Below are 20,421 nucleotides of genomic sequence, written 5' to 3'. Positions count from 1 at the left end.
CCAAGAGAGCAATGCGCCCGCCACCACCTCGTTGATGCTGCAAGAGGCGCTGTCCGCCGCCGACTGCATCGCCCACCAGCTGACCCAGGACGTGGCGCGCTACGCGGAGCTGGGCGCCAGGCTGCGCGCCACCCAGCTGCACAGCGCGGTGACGGTGGCGCGCGGCAGCTCGGACCACGCCTCCAACTACCTGGCCTACCTGATCATGGCGCGCATGGGCCGCCTGGTGACCTCGCTGCCGATGTCGCTCATCACCTTGTACAAGTCGCCGATCATCGCGCGCGACACGCTGGCGGTGGCGATCTCGCAATCGGGCCAGAGCCCGGACGTGGTCGAGCCGATCAGCTACTTCCGCGCCGGCGGCGCCACCACCGTAGCCCTGGTCAACGATGCCGCTTCGCCGCTGGCCGACGCGGCCGAGTGGACCATGCCCCTGCATGCCGGTATCGAGAAAAGCGTCGCCGCGACCAAGAGCTTCATCGCCAGCCTGGTGGCCGGCGCGCGCCTGGTGGCCGACTGGCAGGACGATAAGGAACTGAAGGACGGGATCGCCGCCCTGCCCGATTCGCTGCGCGCCGCCACCGAGGCCGACTGGTCGGCCGCGATCGAGGTGCTGGCGCCGGCGCGCAACATCATGGTCGTGGGCCGCGGCATCAGCTTCCCGCTGGCGCTCGAATCCTCGCTCAAGTTCAAGGAAACCTCGGCGCTGCAGGCAGAAGCTTTCTCGGGCGCCGAGATCAAGCACGGCCCGATGGCCCTGATCGAGGAAGGCTACCCGCTGCTGATCTACGCGACCCGTGGCCCGACCCAGGCCAGCCTGGTCGCGCTGGCCGACGAGATGCGCGGCCGCGGGGCGCGCGTGCTGCTGGCCGCGCCGAGCGATATCGCGAGCCGCGACCTGACCTTGCCCACGGCCGCCATTCCCGACCTCGACCCGATCGCGGCGGTGCAGGCCTTCTATACGATGGCCGCGAAGCTGTCGGCCGCGCGCGGCATGAATCCGGACCAGCCGCGCCACCTGAGCAAGGTCACCAAGACCAACTGAGCAATCTGGGCGAACCACGCAATGAATGACTACCTCGACCTCGCCGGCCAATTGATGATGGTGCGCCTGTTCGGCACCGACCTCGATGCCGATACCGACGCCTTCCTGCGCACCCACAAGGTGCGTGGCGTGTGCCTGTTCCGCCAAAACATGGTCGACGCCGGCCAGCTGACGCGCTTCACCCGCGCCCTGGCCCACGCCATGGGCCCGCAAGCGCTGATCGCCCTCGACCAGGAAGGCGGCGCCGTGGTGCGCTCGACCTGGGTGCCGGCGCCGCCGAGCGCGATGGCGCTGGGCGCGGCGAACGATCCGCAACTGGCGCGCGAAGTCGGCGCCGCGGTGGCGCGCGCGGTGCGCGCGCTGGGCTTCAACTGGAACTTCGCCCCGGTGCTGGACCTGAACAACAATCCGCACAACCCGGTGATCGCCGAGCGCTCCTTCGGCGCCGATCCCGACCAGGCTACCCGCATTGCGCTGGCCTGGATGGACGGCAGCGAAAGCGAAGGCGTCGCCTGCTGCGTCAAGCATTTCCCCGGCCACGGCGACACCCACGTCGACTCGCACCGCGACCTGCCCCATGTCGACAAGCCGCGCGCCGAACTCGAGCGCTTCGAGTTCGCGCCGTTCCGCCTGGCCGCGCGAGCGGCAACCCCGGCCCCCGCGATGATGACGGCCCACATCGTCTATCCGGCCCTGGACCCGGTCAATCCGGCCACCATGTCGCGCGCCATCCTCACCGGCGTGCTGCGCGAGGAATTCGGCTACCAGGGCGTGGTCATCACCGACGGCATGGACATGCATGCGATCGCCCACCGCTACAGCGCGGGCCAGGCGGCCGTCAACGCGCTGGCGGCCGGCGCCGACATGGTGATGGCGATCGGATCGCGCGCGACCCAGGTCGAGACCGTGCAGGCGATCGCGCAGGCGATCCAGGACGGCCTGCTGCCGCTGCCGGAAGTCGAGGCCAAGCTGGCGCGCCTGGCGCTGCTTGCCGACGCACATCCCGCCAGCCCCCACCGCGCGGGCGAGATGGCCTACCCCCACGAACAGGAGGACCGCGCGCTGATGGCGCGCGCCTGGCGCGCCGGCCTGACGGAACTGGGCCAGCCGCAGCGTCCCGCAAGAGGCAGCCGGGTGCGCCTGGTGGCGCGCGCCGACGTGGTCAGCGACGGCATCTCGGAAGCGGGCGTGCCGGCCGGGCGCATTGCCGAGGCCCTGCGCGCGCTGTATGACGTCGAGCTGGTCACCTTTGCCGACAGCGAAAGCTTCGACTGGTCGGCGCTGCCGCAGGACGGCCGCTTCACGATCCTGGCCTCGACCTCGCGCCGCCGCTATGGCCCGCAGGCGCGCGCAGGCTGGCGTCCCGACCTGCACCTGGCCCTCTGGAATCCCTACCAGGCGCTCGACTTCCCCTCCCCGGCCCTGATGAGCTACGGGTTTGCACCGCCGGCGCTCGACGCCGCCGTCGCCTGGCTGGCCGGAGAAATCGAGGCGCCGGGCACCTGCCCGGTACCCGGCTTCAACGGCGGTGACCGCGTCGGTAACGCGATGTAACGACGCTGGGCGTGCGCGCCAGCTCTGCGGCACAATTGGCGGGCCTGAAAAAGGCTGATTTATGGGACAATGCACAACTTTGTCCGAGATTGGCATTTTTGCTATATTTGGCGAAAGCGCATTTCGTCATTTTTTTGTCTAGATAGAAGGATACCCAATGTCCCAATTCCGTCTTGCCCGCCTGTGCCTGATGCTGGCCGCCGTTGGCATGAGCACCCCGGCCCTGATCTCTTCCGTCCACGCCCAGGACAAGCCGGCCGCTGCCGCCGCTGCGCCTGCGGACACCGTCCGTCCAGAGCTGTTCAAGCTGCTCGACCCGGCCGCGATCAAGCCGCTGATGGATGCAAAGAATTACGCCGAAGTGCAGTCGCGCGTGCAGCAGGCCGAAGCCTTCCCGAACCGCACCCCATACGAAGACTACGTCGTCAACCGCATGAAGCTGTCGCTGGGCTCGGCGACCAGCAACAATGCGATCGCCATGCCGGCACTGGAAGCCGTGATCAATTCCGGCCGCCTGCAGCCGGCTGAACAGGCCGACTTCATCCAGGCCCTGGCGAACATGCACTACAACGCCAAGGACTATCCGAAGGCGATCGAGTGGTTCAAGCGCTACCAGAAAGAAAGCACGACGCCTGAAAAAGTCGCGCCGGCCCTTACCCGCGCCTACTACCTGGGCGGCGACTACGCCAACGCCAAGGCTGCCCTGCTGCCGGCCATCGAGGCGACCGAGAAAGCCGGCCAGAAGCCGAGCGAGGAAGACCTGCGCCTGCTGGCCTCGTCGGCCAACAAGGTCAAGGACGACGCCGGCTACCTGACCGCGCTCGAGAAGCTGGTTGCCCACTACCCGAGCGACGACTTCTGGACCGACGTCCTGAACCGCGGCGTGGCGCGCAAGTCCGGCTTCGATCCGCAGACCAATATGATCAACGTGTACCGCCTGGAAGCGGCCACCGTCAAGAAAATGGCAGCTGAGGAATACGTGGACCTGGCCGAACTGTCGCTGCGCGACGGTTTCCCGACCGAAGCCAAGGAAACCATGGACGCGGGTTACGCCGCCGGCGTGCTGGGCCAGGGCGCCAACGCCAAGTCCCACGCCGCCCTGCGCGACAAGGCGAACAAGGGCGCGGCCGACGATGCCAAGAACATCGCCGCTGGCGAAGCCTCGGCCTCCAAGGCCAAGACCGGCGCCGGCCTGGTCAACCTGGGCTGGGCGTACGCCACCATGGGCCAGGGCGACAAGGGTGTCGGCTTCATCCAGCAAGGTATCGCCAAGGGTGGCCTGAAGAACCCTGAAGAAGCCAAGCTGCGCCTCGGCATGGCGCAGGCGCGCGCAGGCAAGAAGGCCGAAGCGATCCAGACCTTCCAGACCGTCAAGGGCGGCGGCGGCGCCGGCGACCTGGCCAAGTACTGGATCGTCCACCTGAATCAGAAGTAATTCCTCCGTTTCGACGGACCCGTGGAAGCGGGCCGGGCTTCGTGCCCGGCCCGCTTTTTCTCATGTGACGGTTCACCTGGCATCCACGTGACCCGGTTTCCCTTCCCGAACGTGCGCGCCCGTACATTACCACCCCTCCAGATCGCCTGATAATTGCCTTATTTGCATCGGAGGCTGCATGACGACGACGGTACGCAAGGGCCAGGCGCCCGCCAAGCTGGGGCGCAACGAATTCCACCTGCGTTTTCGCAAGGCCTTCCAGGACCCCGGCTACCAAGCGCTCGACCGCGAACTGGCCGCCATCGAAGACGTGGCCTGGGATGCGTACCAGGAAGGCCGCAAGGCCCCGCACACCGTCAAGGCCGGCCCCGGCTTCGCCGACCCTGGCTACGACCTGTCGGTGGAATGGAAAGAAGCGCGCGACCGCCTGCTCGGCGCCGAGCAGCACCAGAAAAACCCCGATTCGCGCAATCGCGTCCTGCTGATCAACGCCTCGGCCCGCAACGACGGCACCTGTCCCAGCGAGATCTCGAAGAGCTGGCGCATGACGCAGATGGCGAAGGACGTCCTGATGGCGGAAGGTTTCGAAGCCGACGTGCTCGACCTGAGCCTGCTCAACTCCGACTACGACCGCCACATCCACCCCTGCAAGGGCTGCGTGTCGACCGCGATGCCGCTGTGCCACTGGCCATGCAGCTGCTACCCGAACCACGCCGAGCGCCAGGTCAACGACTGGATGAACGAGATCTACGAGCGCTGGGTGCTGGCCCATGGCGTCATCATCGTCACGCCGGTCTACTGGTACCAGACCCCGGCCGTGCTGAAGCTGATGATCGACCGCCTGGTCTGCGCCGACGGCGGCAATCCCGACCCGACGTCCACCCAGGGCAAGGACGCCGAACAGGCCAAGCAGATCGAGCGTGACGGCTGGGATTACCCGAAGCACCTGGCCGGCCGCGCCTTCGGACTGGTGGTGCACGGCGACGTGGCCGGCATCGAGGGCACGCGCCGCGCGCTGTCCGACTGGCTGGAATGGATGGGCCTCGTCAACTCGGGCAGCTTCGGCCAGCTCGACCGCTTTATCGGCTACTACGAATCGTATGCCGACAGCCACGAGACGCTCGACCGCGACACCGCGGTGCAGGAAGAGACGCGCAATGTGGCGCGCGCCGTGGCCACCGCCGTGCGCGAGGTGCGCGCCGGACGGGTCGCCGTGGTCAGCCAGCCCTTGAAGGATCCGCGACCGAAGTGACCGGCCTACTCGCCTGCGGTATCATTCCAGGTCCATGATCGTTGCCATTCGCATGAATCCCCTCGTCCAACTGATGCACGACGCCGCCAAGACCAGCCTCGCCGCCGGCGCCGGCAAGCTGCCGCTCTACCAGCAACTGCAGCGCGCGTTGCGCCAGGCAATCGACAATGGCACCTATGGACCATCGGCCGCCCTGCCCGCCGAGCGCCAGCTGGCGCTGGAACTGGGCATCTCGCGCATTACGGTGCGCAAGGCGATCGACAGCCTGGTCGAGGATGGCCTGCTGGTGCGCCGCGCCGGTTCCGGCAATTTCCTCAACACGCGTATCGAGAAAAACTTCGCCAAGCTGACCTCGTTCTCGGAAGACATGCGGGCGCGCGGACGGGTCCCGCGAAGCGCCTGGCTCAAGCGTTCCGAGGGCCTCGTCACGCCCGAGGAAGCATTGCGCCTGCGGCTGTCGCCAGGCACGCCGGTGTACCGCTTCAACCGCCTGCGCTATGCCGACGATGCGCCGATGTGCCTGGAATACGCGACCATCGCCGCCTTCGCCCTGCCTTCGCTCGACGCCGTGGGCGACTCAATGTACGAGGCGCTCGGCGCGGCCGGCAACCGCCCGGTGCGCGCGCTGCAACGCCTGTCCGCCCTGCTCCTCGGTGCCCAGCAGGCGCGCCTGCTCGATGCACGCGAGGGCGACGCCGGCCTGTGCGTGGAACGGCTGGGTTTCCTGCGCGACGGGCGCGCGGTGGAGTTCTGCCGCTCGTATTTTCGCGGCGATACGTATGACTTCGTTGCCGAACTCAACGCATCCTGATGCCGGCAGCCTGATGAACTGGTGGTAATCTGGTCGTTTTTACAGACGAGGACCATCATGTTCAAGAAATTCGCGGCGGAAGCACTGGGCATCAGCGATATCGGCGTCATCGTCGGGCCAGGCGACTACAGCAAGGTCGATGCGGACGACTACCTGTTCACCGAAGACGGCGAGCAGATCTTCTTCCTGATCAAGAGCAAGAAGGACGAGTACTGCTTCACCAATCTCGCGCTGATCCACGTCGACGGCGACTCGGCGGTGTCCTCGAAGCGCTCGATCAAGCGCTACGAGTATGCCTCGAACCTGTTTTCCGACGTCAGCATCGAAACCGCCGGCACGCTGGACATGGACATCGAACTGAAATTCAACGTGGACGGCACGAAGTTCTCGATCGACGTCAAGAAATCCTTCATCGAACAACTGAAGGACATCTACAAGGCCTTGATCACGATCGGCAAGCAGCAGCGGCGCGATGCCGTGTGCCGCGAGAATGCACTGCGTACGCTGGACGCCACGGCGTCGGTGCACAAGCTCAATATCGCGCCGGGCGCGGGAACCCTGGTCAGCCAGTACGGCGAACTGCTGGAAGCGCTGAACACGGCCATGCTCGACACCCACACGAAGCGCGATTTCAGCGACGTGTTCGCCAAGTACATCCACAACTGAAGCGCCTGCGCGATGTGCCGTCCGCAGCCGGCAGGCGCCGGCTGCCTGGCGGTATCAGACTGCGGTAAATCCGCCGTCGACGACCATCTCATGGCCGTTGACATACGAGGCCATGTCCGAGCACAGCCACAGCGCGGCCTGCGCCACCTCGCCCGCCTCGGCGAAGCGTCCCATCGGATGGGCCGCCTTGAGCTTCTTCTCGCTCGCCGGATCGCGCTCGAGCGCGCGCGCCAGCATCGGTGTCTTGACCGCGGCCGGGCACAGCGCGTTGACGCGAATGCCTTCGCGCGCGTACTCGGCGGCGGCGCTCTTGGTCAGGCCGATCACCGCATGCTTGCTGGCGCCATAGATCGCGCGGTTCGGGCTGCCGACCAGGCCGGAGACACCGGCCATGTTGACGATCGCGCCATGGCCCTGCTTGAGCATCTGGCGCAGCTGGTACTTCATGCACAGCCAGACTCCCTTGACGTTGACGTTCATGATGCGGTCGAACTGTTCGTCGTCGGCGTCGGCCAGCGGCTGGCGCTCTTCCTCGACCGCGGCATTGTTGACCGCGAAGTCGAGGCGGCCGTAGTAATTCATGGTCTTGTCGACGAGGGCTTCGACGTCCGCCGCGCGGGTGACATTGCTCTGTACGAACAAGGCCTTGCCGCCATTTTCGACGATCATCGCCGCCGTGGCGTGTCCACCATCGATCGAGACGTCCGCCACCACGACACTGGCGCCGGCACGGCCGAACGCCAGGGCGATGGCGCGACCGATTCCGCTAGCGGCGCCGGTCACGAGAACGACCTTGCCGGTAAACGACAAACCGCTTGCCGGCTGCTTGCTGATGGCCTTCATGTTGCTCCCTGGCTGAAACTTTTTGCTTCCGAAAAGAAACATTTTAACGCATGCCTTCGTGCATTGTCACAATACAGGGAGTTTTTCTCAGGAAACTGTTGCTGTTAAGGCATAGTAACCGTTGGTTGCTCAGCCCCTGCCGACGACTTGGCCTTGGCCTGGTCTCCCGCCATGAATACGGACAGTCTAGCCGGATCGATCGCCTTGCGAAATGCTGCATTTAGCTGAGGCAATGTCACTGCATTCATCTTGCGCTCGAACTCGGCGGAGGCCTCGAAGGTCTTGCCGCGGTAGATGAACGAGGTCCAGCCCGACGCCAGAGCGCCATCGTTCGCACGCGTCTGCAGGCGCTGTTGCGCCAGGCCCGACTTGGCGCCGGCCAGCTCCTCGGCCGTGAAGCCTTCCTTGAGCGCCCGCGCCAGTTCGGTGCGTACCGCCGCGTCCAGCTTGGCCAGGTTCTGCGGCGCCGCGATCGCATTGATGGTGAAGCTGCCGGCGCGGTCCAGCGTGCCCGGCGAGACGTCCGAGCCGCCGCCGTACGACAGGCCATCCTTCTGGCGGATACGGTCCATCAGGCGCGACTTGAGGCCGCCGTCGCCAAAGATGTAGTTGGCCAGCGCCAGCGCCGGGAACTGGTCGTCGTCGACGTTCAGGTCCAGGTTCAGGCGCGCGATATAGAAGCCGTTTTCCTTGTCCGGTGTGTCGAGGGTGCGCGTCACCGGCGCGACCTCGGCAAAGGTATCGAGCACCGGCGCATGCGCCTGCGGTGCGCGCCAAGCGCCAAACAGCTGGTTCACCAGCGGCGTGACCTGCTGCGGGTCGAAGTCGCCCACGATCGCCATCTCGGCCGGATTGGCGCCGTAGAAGTCGCGGTGGAAGGATGTCACCTGCTCCAGGCGCGCCGCCTTCGCTTCCTCGAGCTGCTCGTCCAGGCTCGGCGAGTAACGCACGTCGCCGCGCGGGTAGCGGTTGAAGTGCTGGCCCAGCGCACGCACCGCGGCGCTCTGCGGCTCGTTGCGGCCGGCTTCGATGCCGACCAGCAGTTGCTGGCGCAGCTGCTCGAATTCGGATTCCGGGAAGGCCGGCTCCTTGAGCACATGGGCCACCAGCTTGAGCGCTTCCGGCAAGTGTTCGCGGGTAGTCTGGAAATGGGTCGGGCTGCCCGCGATCTTGAGCTTGTCGAAGGCGTCGGCCAGTTCGGCGCGCGTGTAGCGGGTGGTGCCGCGCATCAGCATCAGGTTCGTCAGCGCCTGGGTCGTGCCCTTGCCGAACAGGCTTTTCGCGTCGCCGAAATGCTGGCGCAGGTCGACCGTCACGGTTTCGCCCCGGTTCTTCTTCGGCAGCAGCGCCAGCTTGACGCCGCCGGCGGTGGTCAAGGTGGTGCGCTTCATGATGTTGGCCTGGCTCGGGTCGAAGTTTTCCGAGACCAGGTTCGAGGCGGCCGGCTTGAAGTCCTTCATGGCCTCGGCCAGCGTTGGCGCGGCAGGCAGCTCGGCGCGTTTCGACGCTTCCTCGGGGATGAAGATGCCGACGGTGCGGTTGCTGCGCAGGTAATAGCGGCCGGCCTGGGCCGCGACCTGCTCGGCCGTCACCTTTTGCACGCGTTCGCGGCCCACGAAATACATGCGCCAGTCGCCGAGAGCGATCGGCTCGGACAGGGCCACGCCCACCGCCTGCGGGTTGTTGAGGCTGCGCTCGACCGTGTTCAGCCACGAGCGGCGCACGCGTTCGAGCTCCTCGCTCGTGGGCGGCTTGGTGGCCAGTTCCTCGACCGCCTGGATCAGCGCCTCGCGTACCGGTTCGATCGGCTCGCCCAGCTTGACCACGGCGCCGAAGAATTGCAGGCCGGGCGCGTAGCCGGTCTGGCCGAAGCTGAACACCTGGACGGCCTTGCCGCTCTCGACCAGCAGCTTGTGCAGGCGGCCGTTCGGCGCGTCGCCCAGGATCTGGGAAGCGAAACCGAGCGCTTCCGCTTCCGGGTGCAGGTCGGATGGGATCTTGTAGCCGACGGCGACGAATTGCATATCGCCCTGGCGCCGCACGGCGAAACTGCGTTCGCCGTCCTGGGTCGGCTCCACCGTCCAGAAGGCCGGCAGGGTGCGCTTGGGTTTCGGGATCGCGCCGAACAGGCGACCGATGTTTGCCAGGGTCGCTTGCGGATCGAACTGGCCGGCCACCAGCAGCACCGCATTATCGGGCTGGTAATAGGTACGGTAGAAATTCTGCAGGTTCTCGATACGCACGTTCTCGATGTCGCTGCGGTTGCCGATGGTCGAGCGGCCATAGCTGTGCCAGTCGTAGGCGACGCTTTGCATGCGCTTGAACAGCACGTTGCCCGGCTCGTTCTCGCCGGCTTCGTACTCGTTGCGCACCACGGTCATCTCCGAAGCGAGATCCTTGGCCGATACGAAAGAGTTGACCATGCGGTCGGCTTCCATCTGCAGCGCCCAATCGAGATTTTCCTTCGACGCCTGGAACACCTCGTAGTAGTTGGTGCGGTCGAGCGAGGTGGTGCCGTTGAACTGCATGCCGCGCTCGGAGAACTGCTTGGTGATGTCGCGGTTGTTCCTGGCGCCCTTGAACAGCAGGTGCTCGAGCAGGTGGGCCATGCCGGTCTCGCCGTAGTTCTCGTGGCGCGAGCCGACCAGGTAGGTCATGTTCACGGTGACGGTCGGACGCGAGGCATCCGGGAACAGCAGCACTTTCAGGCCGTTGGCCAGGCGGTATTCGGTGATCCCTTCGACCGATGGGCCAAGGGTCACGCCCTTCGGCAGCGTCGCGCCGGCGGCAGGTTTGTCGGTGGCTTGCCTGGCCGGTGCGGCGGCAGCGGCTGCCGACGTGGCCAAGACCAGGGCAATGCAGCCCGCCGTCACATGCGCGGCGATCCCGCGCAGCTGAAATGTCGAATTCATGGTGTCCCGTCATAAAGGCGGGACGCCAGCCGTCCCGCCCGATCCTGCGATGTTAGCAGACGGGAACGCTACCTGTTGCCTATTCGCATGCGTAGTTGACAGGCCGGAGTCGCGGCCTGCAATACCAGGCCGTCATTGACGCACGCGGCGCTCGTGCGATTGCTGCCAGGAGCCGATGCGCGACAGCTCGCTCATTTCCTCGGCCAGGAATTCGAGCAAGTCGTCGGCGCTGACGATGCCGGAGAGGTTGCCGTTGGCATCCACCACCGGCACCCGGCGAAGACCGCGCAGGCGCATGTGCTCGATGGTTGCGTAGACATCGTCCGACTCACTGGCGATGAGCAGGTCGTCGCTCATGATGTCGCCGGCCAGCAGGCTGGCCGGATCGAGCCCGGGCGCGATGACGGCCAGCACGATGTCACGGTCGGTCAGGATGCCGAGCGGGACCTTGGCGCCGCCATCGGTGTCGACCACGACCAGGTCGCCGACATGGTGGCGCCGCATCAGCATGGCGGCGCCCTGCACGGTCTCGTCGCGGGTGCAGCAAATGGTGTCGTTGGTGCAGATGTCGCCGATGCGCATGGTAGTCCCCTCGCCCGCGGTTATCCGTGGAGGCTAAGCCAAAACAAAACTGGCGCTTTGATTTTAGTCAAAGCGCCAGTGGCGTCAAGTTGGCGATACGGTTCAGGCAGCGCCCGGTTTCGTCTCGCCCGGCAAGGGCACGAAGCAGGCGTCGACCACTTGCATGTCGTTGTCCTTGGCGAAGCTGACCACGAAATGGTAGGCCAGCGGTTCGATCTTTTGCAGGCTGCGGTTGACCACGACGGCCTTGGTGCCGTTGACCACGGTCGGGTAGACGTAGGGAGAGAACTTGAGATGGGCGTTGGGACCGCCGGAGCCGGGGCAATAGCAGGCCATGACGCCACACAGCCGCTCGGCCCAGTCGCTCGGGCGGAACTGCTTGCCTTTGTTCGTGAGGCCCAGGATGAAAAACTCGCCAGAGAGTTCCTCATCCTTCGCTTGCAATTGGTCGGTCATAGTCCTACGCGCTCAGACAGAAAATACTGCGTGGATAAGAGCAAGTCAGCTCGGTGCAATACAGCTTTGCTCGGTTCAGGCAGTATTATATCTTATAGAAGACTTGAGGACGAGACCCGGCGCGCCACACCGCCGGCCGCCTAGCGCAGCCAGGCCACGCTCGACGTCAGCAACAGCAGGATCATCCACAAGATCAGGGCGCGCCACACCAGTCCGACCGTGCTTTGCAAGGCACGGACATTCGGCTCTTCGCCCGGCATCACATCCACGTCGCTGTCGCTCAAGTCCACGGTGGCAGCGTCCGCCGGGAGTAATTGTGGCGCATTTTCGTTCGGCGTGCCGAGCCGCACACCCATCGCGCCGCCGCCGGCCGACAGGATGATGCCGCGCGCCTCGTCGGCCCAGCGGTCGGCGAAGTTGCGCCAGGCGTAGACCGCGTCCTCGAAATTGCCGACCACGGCGAAGGCCACGGCCGTCAGGCGCACCGGCACCCAGTCGATCCAGTAGAAAGCCCTGGCGGCGAACTGGCCGAAGGCTTCGTTGCGCATGTGGTCGGGCTCGTTCCAGGCGCGCGACAGGTATTCGGAAACGCGGTACATCACGGCGCCGGCCGGCCCGAGCGGCATCAGGAACCAGAAGAATACGCCGAATACATTGCGATGGGTCGTGATCAAGGCTTTCTCGACCGCGATGCGGGTGATCTCGGCGCCATCCATGCCGACCGTATCCAGCCTCGTCCATTCGGCCAGGAGTGTACGCGCGCGCGCCTCGTCGCCCGAGTTGAGCGCAAGCTGGATCGACGTGAAATAGTGGCTATAGTGGCGAAAACCCAGGGTCAGGTAGACGATCAGGACATTCCAGGCAAAGGCCAGGAACACGAGGTTATAGCGCATGAAGAACCAGTAGACGAGCCAGGTCGGCAGCATCAGGGCAATCATCATCAGGATCCAGCCCATGCGTCCATTCTTTTGTTCGCCGGCATTGAACCAGGTCTCGATACGGATGGCGAGCGACTTGATGCCGCCATAGACCTGGTTATCGGCGCGCAGCGGCTTCAGCTGCTCGATGAGCAGCGCGCACAGGATGGAAAAGAATGTCATTCAGGAACCCTTTTTTGTTTTGGCAATACGACTGCCCCGCTACGATAGCGGAGAAGCCTGCCAGAATCAAATCCAGACCTGTAATAAAGGATTACGCACGCAGGAAATGGAAGAGGTTGCGCAGCATGGCGGCAGTCGCGCCCCAGATGAAATATTGCTCGTAAGGCATTGTATAAAAGGCGCGCTTGCCTGCGCCCTGTGGCAAGTCGATGATGCGGCGCTGGTGGTTCAGGCCATCCATCAGGAAGGCCAGGGGTACCTCGAAGGCCTCGGCCACCTCGCCCGGGTCGGGTGTCAATTCGAACGGCGGCTGCACCAGGGCCACGACCGGGGTTACACGGTAATCGCTGACGGTGGCGTAGTCGGGCAGCACGCCGATGATCTCGACATGGCGGCGATGCAGGCCGATTTCTTCCTCGGTCTCGCGCAGCGCGGTCTCGATCGGCGACGAGTCGAGCTCCTCAGTACGGCCGCCCGGAAAACTGACCTGGCCGGCATGGCTGGACAGATGGTCGGTGCGCAAGGTCAGCAGCACGGTTACGCCCTCGGGACGGGCGACCAGCGGCACCAGCACGGCGGCGCGGCGCAGCACGGCTGCAGCCAGGCCCCGCCGTTCATCCGATGCCTCGGCCTCCCATGGCAGCGTCTGTCCAAAGCGCGCGCGCAGCGCGGCGGGAACGAGGCGCGCCGGTGCGATCGGCGCTTCGCCCGCCAGGCTGGCGACAGGCAACTGGGTGGGGTCGAATACGAGCTTGGCCAACATGAATCCTTTGCAAACAATGCCGCCGGAATTAAAAAAGGCATCCTTGCGGATGCCTTTTCCAGAGCACGAGTGCGATTACTCGGCTGCAGCGACGGTCTTGACGCGACGCTGTGGCAGTTTTTCTTTGATACGCGCCGATTTGCCCGAACGCTCACGCAGGTAGTACAGCTTCGCACGGCGGACGTCACCACGGCGCTTCACCTCGATCGAAGCGATCAGCGGCGAGTACAGCTGGAACGTACGCTCGACGCCTTCGCCGGACGAGATCTTGCGAACGATGAAGTTCGAGTTCAGGCCACGGTTACGACGCGAAATCACGACGCCTTCGTATGCCTGGGCGCGCTTGCGGTTGCCTTCGACGACGTTGACGCTGACGACCACGGTGTCGCCAGGTGCGAAATCAGGGATCGCGCGGCCGAGGCGCGCGATTTCTTCTTGCTCGAGTTGTTGAATCAGATTCATTTTTATGACTCCAAAAACCATCTTGCTGGCACTACCTTCGCCCAGTAGAGGATGGGGTTGAACCACGGGCAACGCGCCCGCGGTTGCATGCGCGATCCTGCTGCGCATATTCCTACTCGGCAGGTTTGACCAAACCTGCCAAAAATTGTTCGTCCTTCTTGCTCAGCTGGCCGGCGGCGCGCGCCTTGTCCAGCAGGTCGGGCCGTTTGGTCGCGGTCGCTTCCAGCATGCGCTGGCGGCGCCACTTGACGATCTCGGCATGGTTGCCGCCCATCAGGACCGGCGGCACCGGGACATCTTCATACACTTCGGGCCGCGTGTAATGCGGCGAATCGAGCAGGCCGTTGACAAAGCTGTCTTCGACCGCCGAGGCATCGTCGCCGAGCACGCCGGGAATCAGGCGCACCACCGCATCCATCAAGGCCATGGCCGGCAATTCACCGCCCGACAGCACGAAGTCGCCGAGAGAAATTTCCTCATCAACACAGCGGTCCAGCAAGCGCTGGTCCACCGCTTCGTAGCGGCCGCACAGGATCACGAGACCGGGTTCGTCCTTCAGCGCCATCGCGCGTTCGTGGCTCAATGGCTTGCCTTGCGGCGACATGAACACGACACGCGGGCTCGGCAGGCCGAGGTCGATTTGTCTTTGCTTCGCAGCAATGATCGTCGCTTCGAGCGGCTTGGCCAGCATCACCATCCCGGGACCACCGCCATACGGCCGATCATCCACGGTGCGGTGCCGGTCCTGGGTGAAATCACGCGGATTCCAGATCGTCAGGCCCCAGCGCTGCTGCTCGAAGGCGCGCCGGGTAACACCCGACTGCGTCAATGCGGCGAACATTTCAGGGAACAAGCTCACGACGTCAAACTGCATCGCGCTGTGCTCCTTCAGTTCGCTCCGGCTTGGAGAGACTCAAAAATCGAGGCCCCAATCCAGGGTAATCAGTTGTTGCTCGAGGCTGACGGTCTTGACGAACTGGTCCACGAACGGCACGAGGCGCTCGGGCGCCTTTTCCAGCGCCGTATCGGCGACGGGCGTGATGCGCAAAATGGATTGCGCGCCGTTGTGCATCATGTCGGTCACCTTGCCCAGGGCTTCGCCCTGCAGGTTGACCACATCCAGGCCGATCAGGTCGGACCAGTAATACTCGCCCTCTTCGAGCGCTGGAAACTCGCTGCGCGCGACCTGCACCGTTGCGCCCTTGAGCGCCTCGGCCGCATCGCGGTCACGCATGCCGACCAGGGTGGCGACGACATCGCCACCGTGCAGCTTTGCACTCCGTACGGTGACGGCGTGCAGGGTCGGCTTGTCGAGCCACCAGGTTTTCACGCTCAGCAGCGCATCGGCCTCGGGCGAATGCGGGGAGACACGGATGCCGCCCACAATGCCATATGCACCGGAAATATAACCGACCGGAGTCAGGTCATCGGGGACTTGCACCCCGCCCGCTACTGCTGAATCGTTCACTGCAGCTTGCTGCCTGGATTAAGCAGCCGGCTTTTGCTGGGCGACCAGGCGAGCGACGGTTGGCGACAGTTGTGCGCCAACGCCTTGCCAGTGAGCCAGACGGTCAGCAGCGATACGCAGGCCGACTTCGGCGCCCGAAGCCATCGGGTTGTAGAAACCGATGCGCTCGATGAAACGACCATCGCGACGGTTGCGCGAATCGGTTGCAACGATATTGAAGAACGGACGCTTTTTAGCGCCACCACGAGCCAAACGAATAACGACCATAATATTTCCGAAAAAGTTGTTCTGGACGGAGAAAGTCGACGATTATAGCGCGCGACACCGAACAGCAGCAAGCGTTAATGACAACAGGGCGCGCAGTCCCAGCGCAGTCCCCGAACAATCAAGCATTATCGCTGATTTTTCGCCACACCGCCACCGGCCATTCCGCCATTTCGGCAGCCGGTCGCCCAACACGTGCCATTCCTGCAAATATGGACGATACTTGCTGTCATTAAACTTTGAACAGTACCCATGGCCGCTCCGCACAAGAACAAGACCGTCGCCACCCTGCTCGCGCTGCTGCTCGGCGGCCTCGGGGCACACCGCTTTTATGTGAAGAGCGGCGCCGACCGGCTCGGGCTGCTGCACCTGTGCGCGCTGCCCATCACCGGCATCCTGTACGGCGCGGTCAAGCCGCACCCCTTCTATGTGGTGTTGCCGCTCCTGGTGTCGTTCATCGCCGGCTTCATCGAAGCACTGGTGATCGGTCTCACGCCGGATGAGAAATGGGATGAGAAATACAATCAGGGCAGCGGCCGGCAATCGCAGTCGAACTGGATCTTGCCGGTGCTGCTGGTGATCACGATGCTGACCGGCGCCATCGTCCTGATCGGAACGATGGCGCGGCTGTTCGACCTGTTGTTTACAGGTGGCGCCTACGGCTAGAACTGCTCCACGTCCAGGGCCAGGACGCCTGCGGCGCCTTCGACGATGGCCGTACGCAGGCCCGGCGCCTGCGACAGGATGTGGTCCGCGAAGAAACGCGCAGTAGCGATCTTGGCGCGATAGAAGGCGGCGTCGCCCTCGCCCGTCGCCAGCTTCTTCTGCGCGACCAAGGCCGCGCGCGCCATTTGCCAGCCGCCCAGCACGATGCCGGCCAGCTTCAGGTAAGTGACGCTGCCGGCGAACACGGCGCGCACGTCCGACCTGGCATTGGCCACCACGTAGTCGACCACCTGCTCCAGCGCTGCGCTACCCTCTTGCAGGCGGCGCGCGATCGCGCCAAAGTCTTCACCCTGCATCTCGCCCAACTGCGCCTCGGCCTCGCGCACCTGCGCGATCAGCGCCTTGGCGACCGCGCCGCCATCGCGCACGGTCTTGCGGCCGACCAGGTCGTTCGCCTGGATCGCGGTCGTGCCTTCGTAGATCGTGAGGATCTTCGCGTCGCGGTAGTGCTGGGCGGCGCCGGTTTCCTCGATGAAACCCATGCCGCCATGCACCTGCACGCCGTCGCGGGCGACGTTTTCGCTCATCTCGGTCGACCACCCCTTGATCACCGGGACCAGGTATTCATACACGGCCAGGTTGGCCTGGCGCGTCGCCTCGTCCGGATGGTGATGGGCCAGGTCCGAGATCCCCGCGCCCACGTAGGCCAGCGCGCGCGCCGCCTCGGTCTGGGCGCGCATCGACATCAGCATGCGGCGCACATCCGGGTGGTTGATGATCGCCACCGGTCCCGGCGAACCGGATACTTCGCGCGACTGCACGCGCTCCCTGGCGAACGCCACGGCCTGCTGGTAAGCATGTTCGGCCAGGCCGACGCCCTGCATGCCGACGCCGAAGCGGGCCGCATTCATCATGATGAACATGTATTCCAGGCCGCGGTTCTCTTCGCCCACCAGGGTGCCGATCGCGCCGCCGTGGTCGCCGAACTGCAGCACCGCGGTCGGGCTGGCCTTGATGCCCAGCTTGTGCTCGATCGAGACGCAGTGCACGTCGTTGCGCGCGCCGAGCGAACCGTCGTCGTTGATCATGAACTTGGGCACGATGAACAGCGAGATACCTTTCACGCCCGGCGGCGCATCAGGCGTACGCGCCAGCACCAGATGGACGATGTTCTCGGCCATGTCGTGCTCACCATAGGTGATGTAGATCTTGGTGCCGAAGATCTTGTAGCGACCATCGCCCTGCGGCTCGGCGCGGGTGCGCACCGCGGCCAGGTCGGAACCGGCCTGCGGCTCGGTCAGGTTCATGGTGCCGGTCCACTGGCCCGAGACCAGCGGCTCGAGGAAGCGCGCCTTCTGTTCGTCAGAGCCTGCCGTGAGCAGCGCCTCGATGGCGCCATCGGACAGCAGCGCGACCAGCGCGAACGCCAGGTTCGCCCCGTGCAGCATTTCCATGCACGGCGTTGCCACCAGCTTGGGCAAGCCCTGGCCGCCAAAGTCTTGCGGGTGCTGCACGCCCTGCCAGCCGGCGTCGGCGTAGGCGCGGAAGGCTTCCTTGAAGCCTTTGGTGGTCGTGACTTCGCCGTCTTTCCAGAAGCTGGGCTCCTTGTCGCCGGCATGGTTCAGCGGGGCGATGACTTCGCCGCAGAATTTTGCGCTTTCTTCGAGCACCGCGGCCACGGTATCCGGGGTCGCGTCTTCGCAACCGGGCAGCGCATTGATCTCGGCCAGATTGGCCAGCTCGTTGAGCACGAACTGCATGTCTTTCAGCGGGGCGTTATAGCTCACCTGTGTCTCCTGTTTTTTCATGCAAAAAAAACGCCGTTCCTGCGCAGGCGGGAACGGCGTGTGCGGCTGCGTCGGCGCGTCATCCAGGGATGCGCGCCGCCCGATCAGCCCAGTTCCTTGACCAGTTCCGGCACGACCTCGAACAGGTCTCCCACCAGGCCGTAGTCGGCGACCGAGAAGATCGGCGCTTCCGGATCCTTGTTGATGGCGACGATGGTCTTCGAGTCCTTCATGCCGGCCAAGTGCTGGATCGCGCCCGAGATGCCCACGGCGATATACAGGGTCGGGGCGACGATCTTGCCGGTCTGACCGACCTGCCAGTCGTTCGGCACGAAGCCGGCGTCGACCGCGGCGCGCGAAGCGCCCATGGCGGCGCCCAGCTTGTCGGCCAGCGGCTCCAGGATCTTGAAGTTGTCGGCCGAGCCGATGCCGCGGCCACCCGAGACGATCACCTTGGCGGCGGTCAGCTCCGGACGGTCCGACTTGGCCAGTTCGCGGCCCACGAAGGTCGAGGTGCCCGAGTCGGCCACCGCGGTGACGTTCTCGATGGCGGCCGAACCGCCGCCGGCGGCCGAGTCGAAGGCGGTGCCGCGCACGGTGATGACTTTCACCTTGTCGCTCGATTGCACGGTGGCGATCGCGTTACCGGCGTAGATCGGACGCTCGAAGGTGTCGGGCGAATCGACCTTGGTGATCTCGGAGATCTGCGCCACGTCCAGCTTGGCGGCCACGCGCGGCAGGATGTTCTTGCCGTAGGCGGTGGCCGGGGCCAGGATGTGCGAGTACTCGCCGGCGATGGCCAGGATCTGCTCGGCCACGTTCTCGGCCAGGCCGTCGGCGAAGTGCGGCGCGTCGGCGACCAGCACCTTGGCTACGCCGGCGATCTGCGCGGCGGCTTCGGCGGCGGCGCCGCAGTTCGAGCCCGCGACCAGGATGTGCACGTCGCCGCCACACTGCGCGGCTGCGGTCACGGTGTGGTGGGTAGCGCCCTTCAGGGAGCCGTTGTCGTGTTCAGCAATGACTAATGCGACCATATTGATTCCTATGTATTAAGTGACGACAGACGGCTTAGATGACTTTGGCTTCAGTGCGCAGCTTCTGCACCAGGGTCGCCACGTCCGGCACCTTGACGCCGGCCGAGCGCTTGGCCGGCTCGACGACCTTCAGGGTCTTCAGGCGCGGCGCGACGTCGACGCCGAGCTCTTCGGGCTTGACGGTCTCGAGCGGCTTCTTCTTCGCCTTCATGATGTTCGGCAGCGTCACGTAGCGTGGTTCGTTCAGGCGCAGGTCGGTGGTGATGATGGCGGGAAGCGTCAAAGCGACCGTTTCCAGGCCGCCGTCGACTTCGCGCGTCACGGTCACCTTGCCGTCTTCCAGCACGACTTTCGAGGCGAAGGTGGCTTGTGGCCAGCCCAGCAGTGCAGCCAGCATCTGGCCGGTCTGGTTCGAGTCGTCGTCGATTGCCTGCTTGCCCAGGATGATCAGCTGCGGCTGTTCCTTGTCGGCCAGCGCCTTGACGATCTTGGCCACGGCCAGCGGCTCGGTGTCGCCGGCGGTTTCCACCAGGATGCCGCGGTCGGCGCCGATCGCCATGCCGGTACGCAGGGTTTCCTGGCACTGGGCCACGCCCACCGACACTGCCACCACTTCGGTGACCTTGCCGCCTTCTTTCAGGCGGGTCGCCTCTTCCAGCGCGATCTCGTCGAACGGGTTCATCGACATCTTGACGTTGGCGACATCGACGCCGCTGTTGTCGGACTTGACGCGAACCTTGACGTTGTAGTCGACCACGCGTTTGACGGGTACCAGGACTTTCATGGGGTGCCTTTAAAAATGGGATGGATCGAAATAAGTGGCCTAGATTATATGAGAAATCGGCGCTCCGGGCCAAATTAAAGCACGATCGTGCGATTTTTTCTAGAAGAAATCACCTAAACTGCGCAGGGTCCGTGGTTTCAAGGGGAGCGGACGGGACTGGACGCCCCGTCCGGAACGACGCTCGCGGCTGCAACAACGGCTGCAGCCAATCGCATTATTTGCGGCGCATCAAGAAAGTGAATTCGCCGTTCTCGTGGGTATGGGCCAGGAGGGCGTTGCCGGTCTGCTTGGCAAAAGCCTGAAAGTCGCGCACCGAGCCGGTGTCGGTGGCAACGATGCGCAGCACCTGGCCAGTCTCCATCTCGGCGAGCGCCTTCTTGGCTTTGAGGATAGGTAACGGACAATTCAGTCCACGCGCATCCAGGTCTCTCTGGAATTCCATAGTGTCGATATCTAAGGTGATGTCGCTCATCGCTTGCCTGCCTTCAATAAACTGGCCTTGAGGTCGGCCAACTGAATCTCATACTACTCCAATTT

General features: G+C 64.6%; 21 protein-coding genes. 7 read left to right on the top strand and 14 right to left on the bottom strand.

Features of this window, described 5'->3' with window-relative positions; translation table 11 throughout:
- Positions 1-34: 34 nt before the first annotated feature.
- The 6 genes from AC56KW_RS01315 (at position 35) to AC56KW_RS01290 (ending at position 6,763) form a co-directional block, all read left to right on the top strand.
- A complete protein-coding gene (locus AC56KW_RS01315) occupies positions 35-1,045 on the top strand; it encodes an SIS domain-containing protein (RefSeq protein WP_497169072.1) in 1,011 nt (336 codons plus the stop codon).
- A 21-nt stretch (positions 1,046-1,066) separates the two neighbouring features.
- Positions 1,067-2,599 (top strand): beta-N-acetylhexosaminidase, encoded by a 1,533-nt coding sequence (gene nagZ / locus AC56KW_RS01310; protein WP_497168924.1) that lies wholly within the window; start codon positions 1,067-1,069, stop codon positions 2,597-2,599.
- A 157-nt stretch (positions 2,600-2,756) separates the two neighbouring features.
- Complete coding sequence (locus AC56KW_RS01305; RefSeq protein WP_497168923.1) at positions 2,757-4,034, top strand: tetratricopeptide repeat protein; 1,278 nt, start codon at positions 2,757-2,759, stop codon at positions 4,032-4,034.
- Positions 4,035-4,212: 178 nt separating this feature from the next.
- Positions 4,213-5,286 carry a flavodoxin family protein gene (locus AC56KW_RS01300; protein ID WP_497168922.1) on the top strand — a complete coding sequence of 358 codons (1,074 nt, stop codon included), beginning with the start codon at positions 4,213-4,215 and terminating at the stop codon, positions 5,284-5,286.
- Positions 5,287-5,338: 52 nt separating this feature from the next.
- Entirely contained in the window at positions 5,339-6,097 is a 759-nt protein-coding gene (locus AC56KW_RS01295; protein WP_497168921.1) for a GntR family transcriptional regulator, read from the top strand.
- Between the two features lie 57 nt (positions 6,098-6,154).
- On the top strand, positions 6,155-6,763 hold the full coding sequence (locus AC56KW_RS01290) for a PH domain-containing protein (protein ID WP_497168920.1): 609 nt from the start codon (positions 6,155-6,157) through the stop codon (positions 6,761-6,763).
- A 54-nt stretch (positions 6,764-6,817) separates the two neighbouring features.
- Here the strand turns inward: AC56KW_RS01290 and AC56KW_RS01285 are convergent, their stop codons facing one another.
- From AC56KW_RS01285 to rpsP, 10 genes are all read right to left on the bottom strand, one after another.
- Positions 6,818-7,606, bottom strand: a complete 789-nt coding sequence (locus AC56KW_RS01285; protein ID WP_497168919.1) for an SDR family oxidoreductase — start codon at positions 7,604-7,606, stop codon at positions 6,818-6,820.
- Positions 7,607-7,710: 104 nt separating this feature from the next.
- Positions 7,711-10,518: a M16 family metallopeptidase gene (locus tag AC56KW_RS01280; RefSeq protein WP_497168918.1), complete on the bottom strand. Its 2,808-nt coding sequence runs from the start codon at positions 10,516-10,518 to the stop codon at positions 7,711-7,713.
- Positions 10,519-10,650: 132 nt separating this feature from the next.
- Complete coding sequence (locus AC56KW_RS01275; protein WP_497168917.1) at positions 10,651-11,100, bottom strand: CBS domain-containing protein; 450 nt, start codon at positions 11,098-11,100, stop codon at positions 10,651-10,653.
- A 102-nt stretch (positions 11,101-11,202) separates the two neighbouring features.
- Entirely contained in the window at positions 11,203-11,556 is a 354-nt protein-coding gene (locus AC56KW_RS01270; RefSeq protein WP_497168916.1) for a DUF3579 domain-containing protein, read from the bottom strand.
- Between the two features lie 140 nt (positions 11,557-11,696).
- Entirely contained in the window at positions 11,697-12,656 is a 960-nt protein-coding gene (locus AC56KW_RS01265) for a CobD/CbiB family protein (protein ID WP_497168915.1), read from the bottom strand.
- A 91-nt stretch (positions 12,657-12,747) separates the two neighbouring features.
- Positions 12,748-13,419 carry a CoA pyrophosphatase gene (locus AC56KW_RS01260; RefSeq protein ID WP_497168914.1) on the bottom strand — a complete coding sequence of 224 codons (672 nt, stop codon included), beginning with the start codon at positions 13,417-13,419 and terminating at the stop codon, positions 12,748-12,750.
- Positions 13,420-13,494: 75 nt separating this feature from the next.
- Positions 13,495-13,881, bottom strand: coding sequence for a 50S ribosomal protein L19 (gene rplS / locus AC56KW_RS01255; RefSeq protein WP_137175003.1), 387 nt, complete (start codon positions 13,879-13,881; stop codon positions 13,495-13,497).
- 112 nt (positions 13,882-13,993) lie between these two features.
- Entirely contained in the window at positions 13,994-14,755 is a 762-nt protein-coding gene (trmD, locus tag AC56KW_RS01250; protein ID WP_497168913.1) for a tRNA (guanosine(37)-N1)-methyltransferase TrmD, read from the bottom strand.
- Between the two features lie 39 nt (positions 14,756-14,794).
- The gene (rimM, locus tag AC56KW_RS01245; protein ID WP_497169071.1) at positions 14,795-15,322 is read right to left on the bottom strand and encodes a ribosome maturation factor RimM; all 528 of its coding nucleotides are present in this window, start codon (positions 15,320-15,322) and stop codon (positions 14,795-14,797) included.
- 45 nt (positions 15,323-15,367) lie between these two features.
- The gene (gene rpsP / locus AC56KW_RS01240; protein ID WP_123071958.1) at positions 15,368-15,616 is read right to left on the bottom strand and encodes a 30S ribosomal protein S16; all 249 of its coding nucleotides are present in this window, start codon (positions 15,614-15,616) and stop codon (positions 15,368-15,370) included.
- A 249-nt stretch (positions 15,617-15,865) separates the two neighbouring features.
- Here rpsP and AC56KW_RS01235 point away from each other — a divergent pair, with 249 nt between their 5' ends.
- Complete coding sequence (locus AC56KW_RS01235) at positions 15,866-16,279, top strand: NINE protein (RefSeq protein ID WP_497168912.1); 414 nt, start codon at positions 15,866-15,868, stop codon at positions 16,277-16,279.
- Here the strand turns inward: AC56KW_RS01235 and AC56KW_RS01230 are convergent.
- From AC56KW_RS01230 to AC56KW_RS01215, 4 genes are all read right to left on the bottom strand, one after another.
- Positions 16,276-18,066, bottom strand: coding sequence for an acyl-CoA dehydrogenase (locus AC56KW_RS01230; RefSeq protein WP_497168911.1), 1,791 nt, complete (start codon positions 18,064-18,066; stop codon positions 16,276-16,278). The two genes, AC56KW_RS01235 and AC56KW_RS01230, sit on opposite strands and share 4 nt — an antisense overlap.
- A gap of 104 nt (positions 18,067-18,170) precedes the next feature.
- Positions 18,171-19,100 carry an electron transfer flavoprotein subunit alpha/FixB family protein gene (locus AC56KW_RS01225; protein ID WP_497168910.1) on the bottom strand — a complete coding sequence of 310 codons (930 nt, stop codon included), beginning with the start codon at positions 19,098-19,100 and terminating at the stop codon, positions 18,171-18,173.
- Positions 19,101-19,134: 34 nt separating this feature from the next.
- On the bottom strand, positions 19,135-19,884 hold the full coding sequence (locus AC56KW_RS01220; protein WP_497168909.1) for an electron transfer flavoprotein subunit beta/FixA family protein: 750 nt from the start codon (positions 19,882-19,884) through the stop codon (positions 19,135-19,137).
- A 214-nt stretch (positions 19,885-20,098) separates the two neighbouring features.
- On the bottom strand, positions 20,099-20,326 hold the full coding sequence (locus AC56KW_RS01215; RefSeq protein WP_040777452.1) for a sulfurtransferase TusA family protein: 228 nt from the start codon (positions 20,324-20,326) through the stop codon (positions 20,099-20,101).
- Positions 20,327-20,421: the final 95 nt, after the last annotated feature.

Source organism: Telluria sp. RT2P19, assembly GCF_059685725.1.
This window is presented reverse-complemented; position numbering and strand designations above follow the sequence as displayed.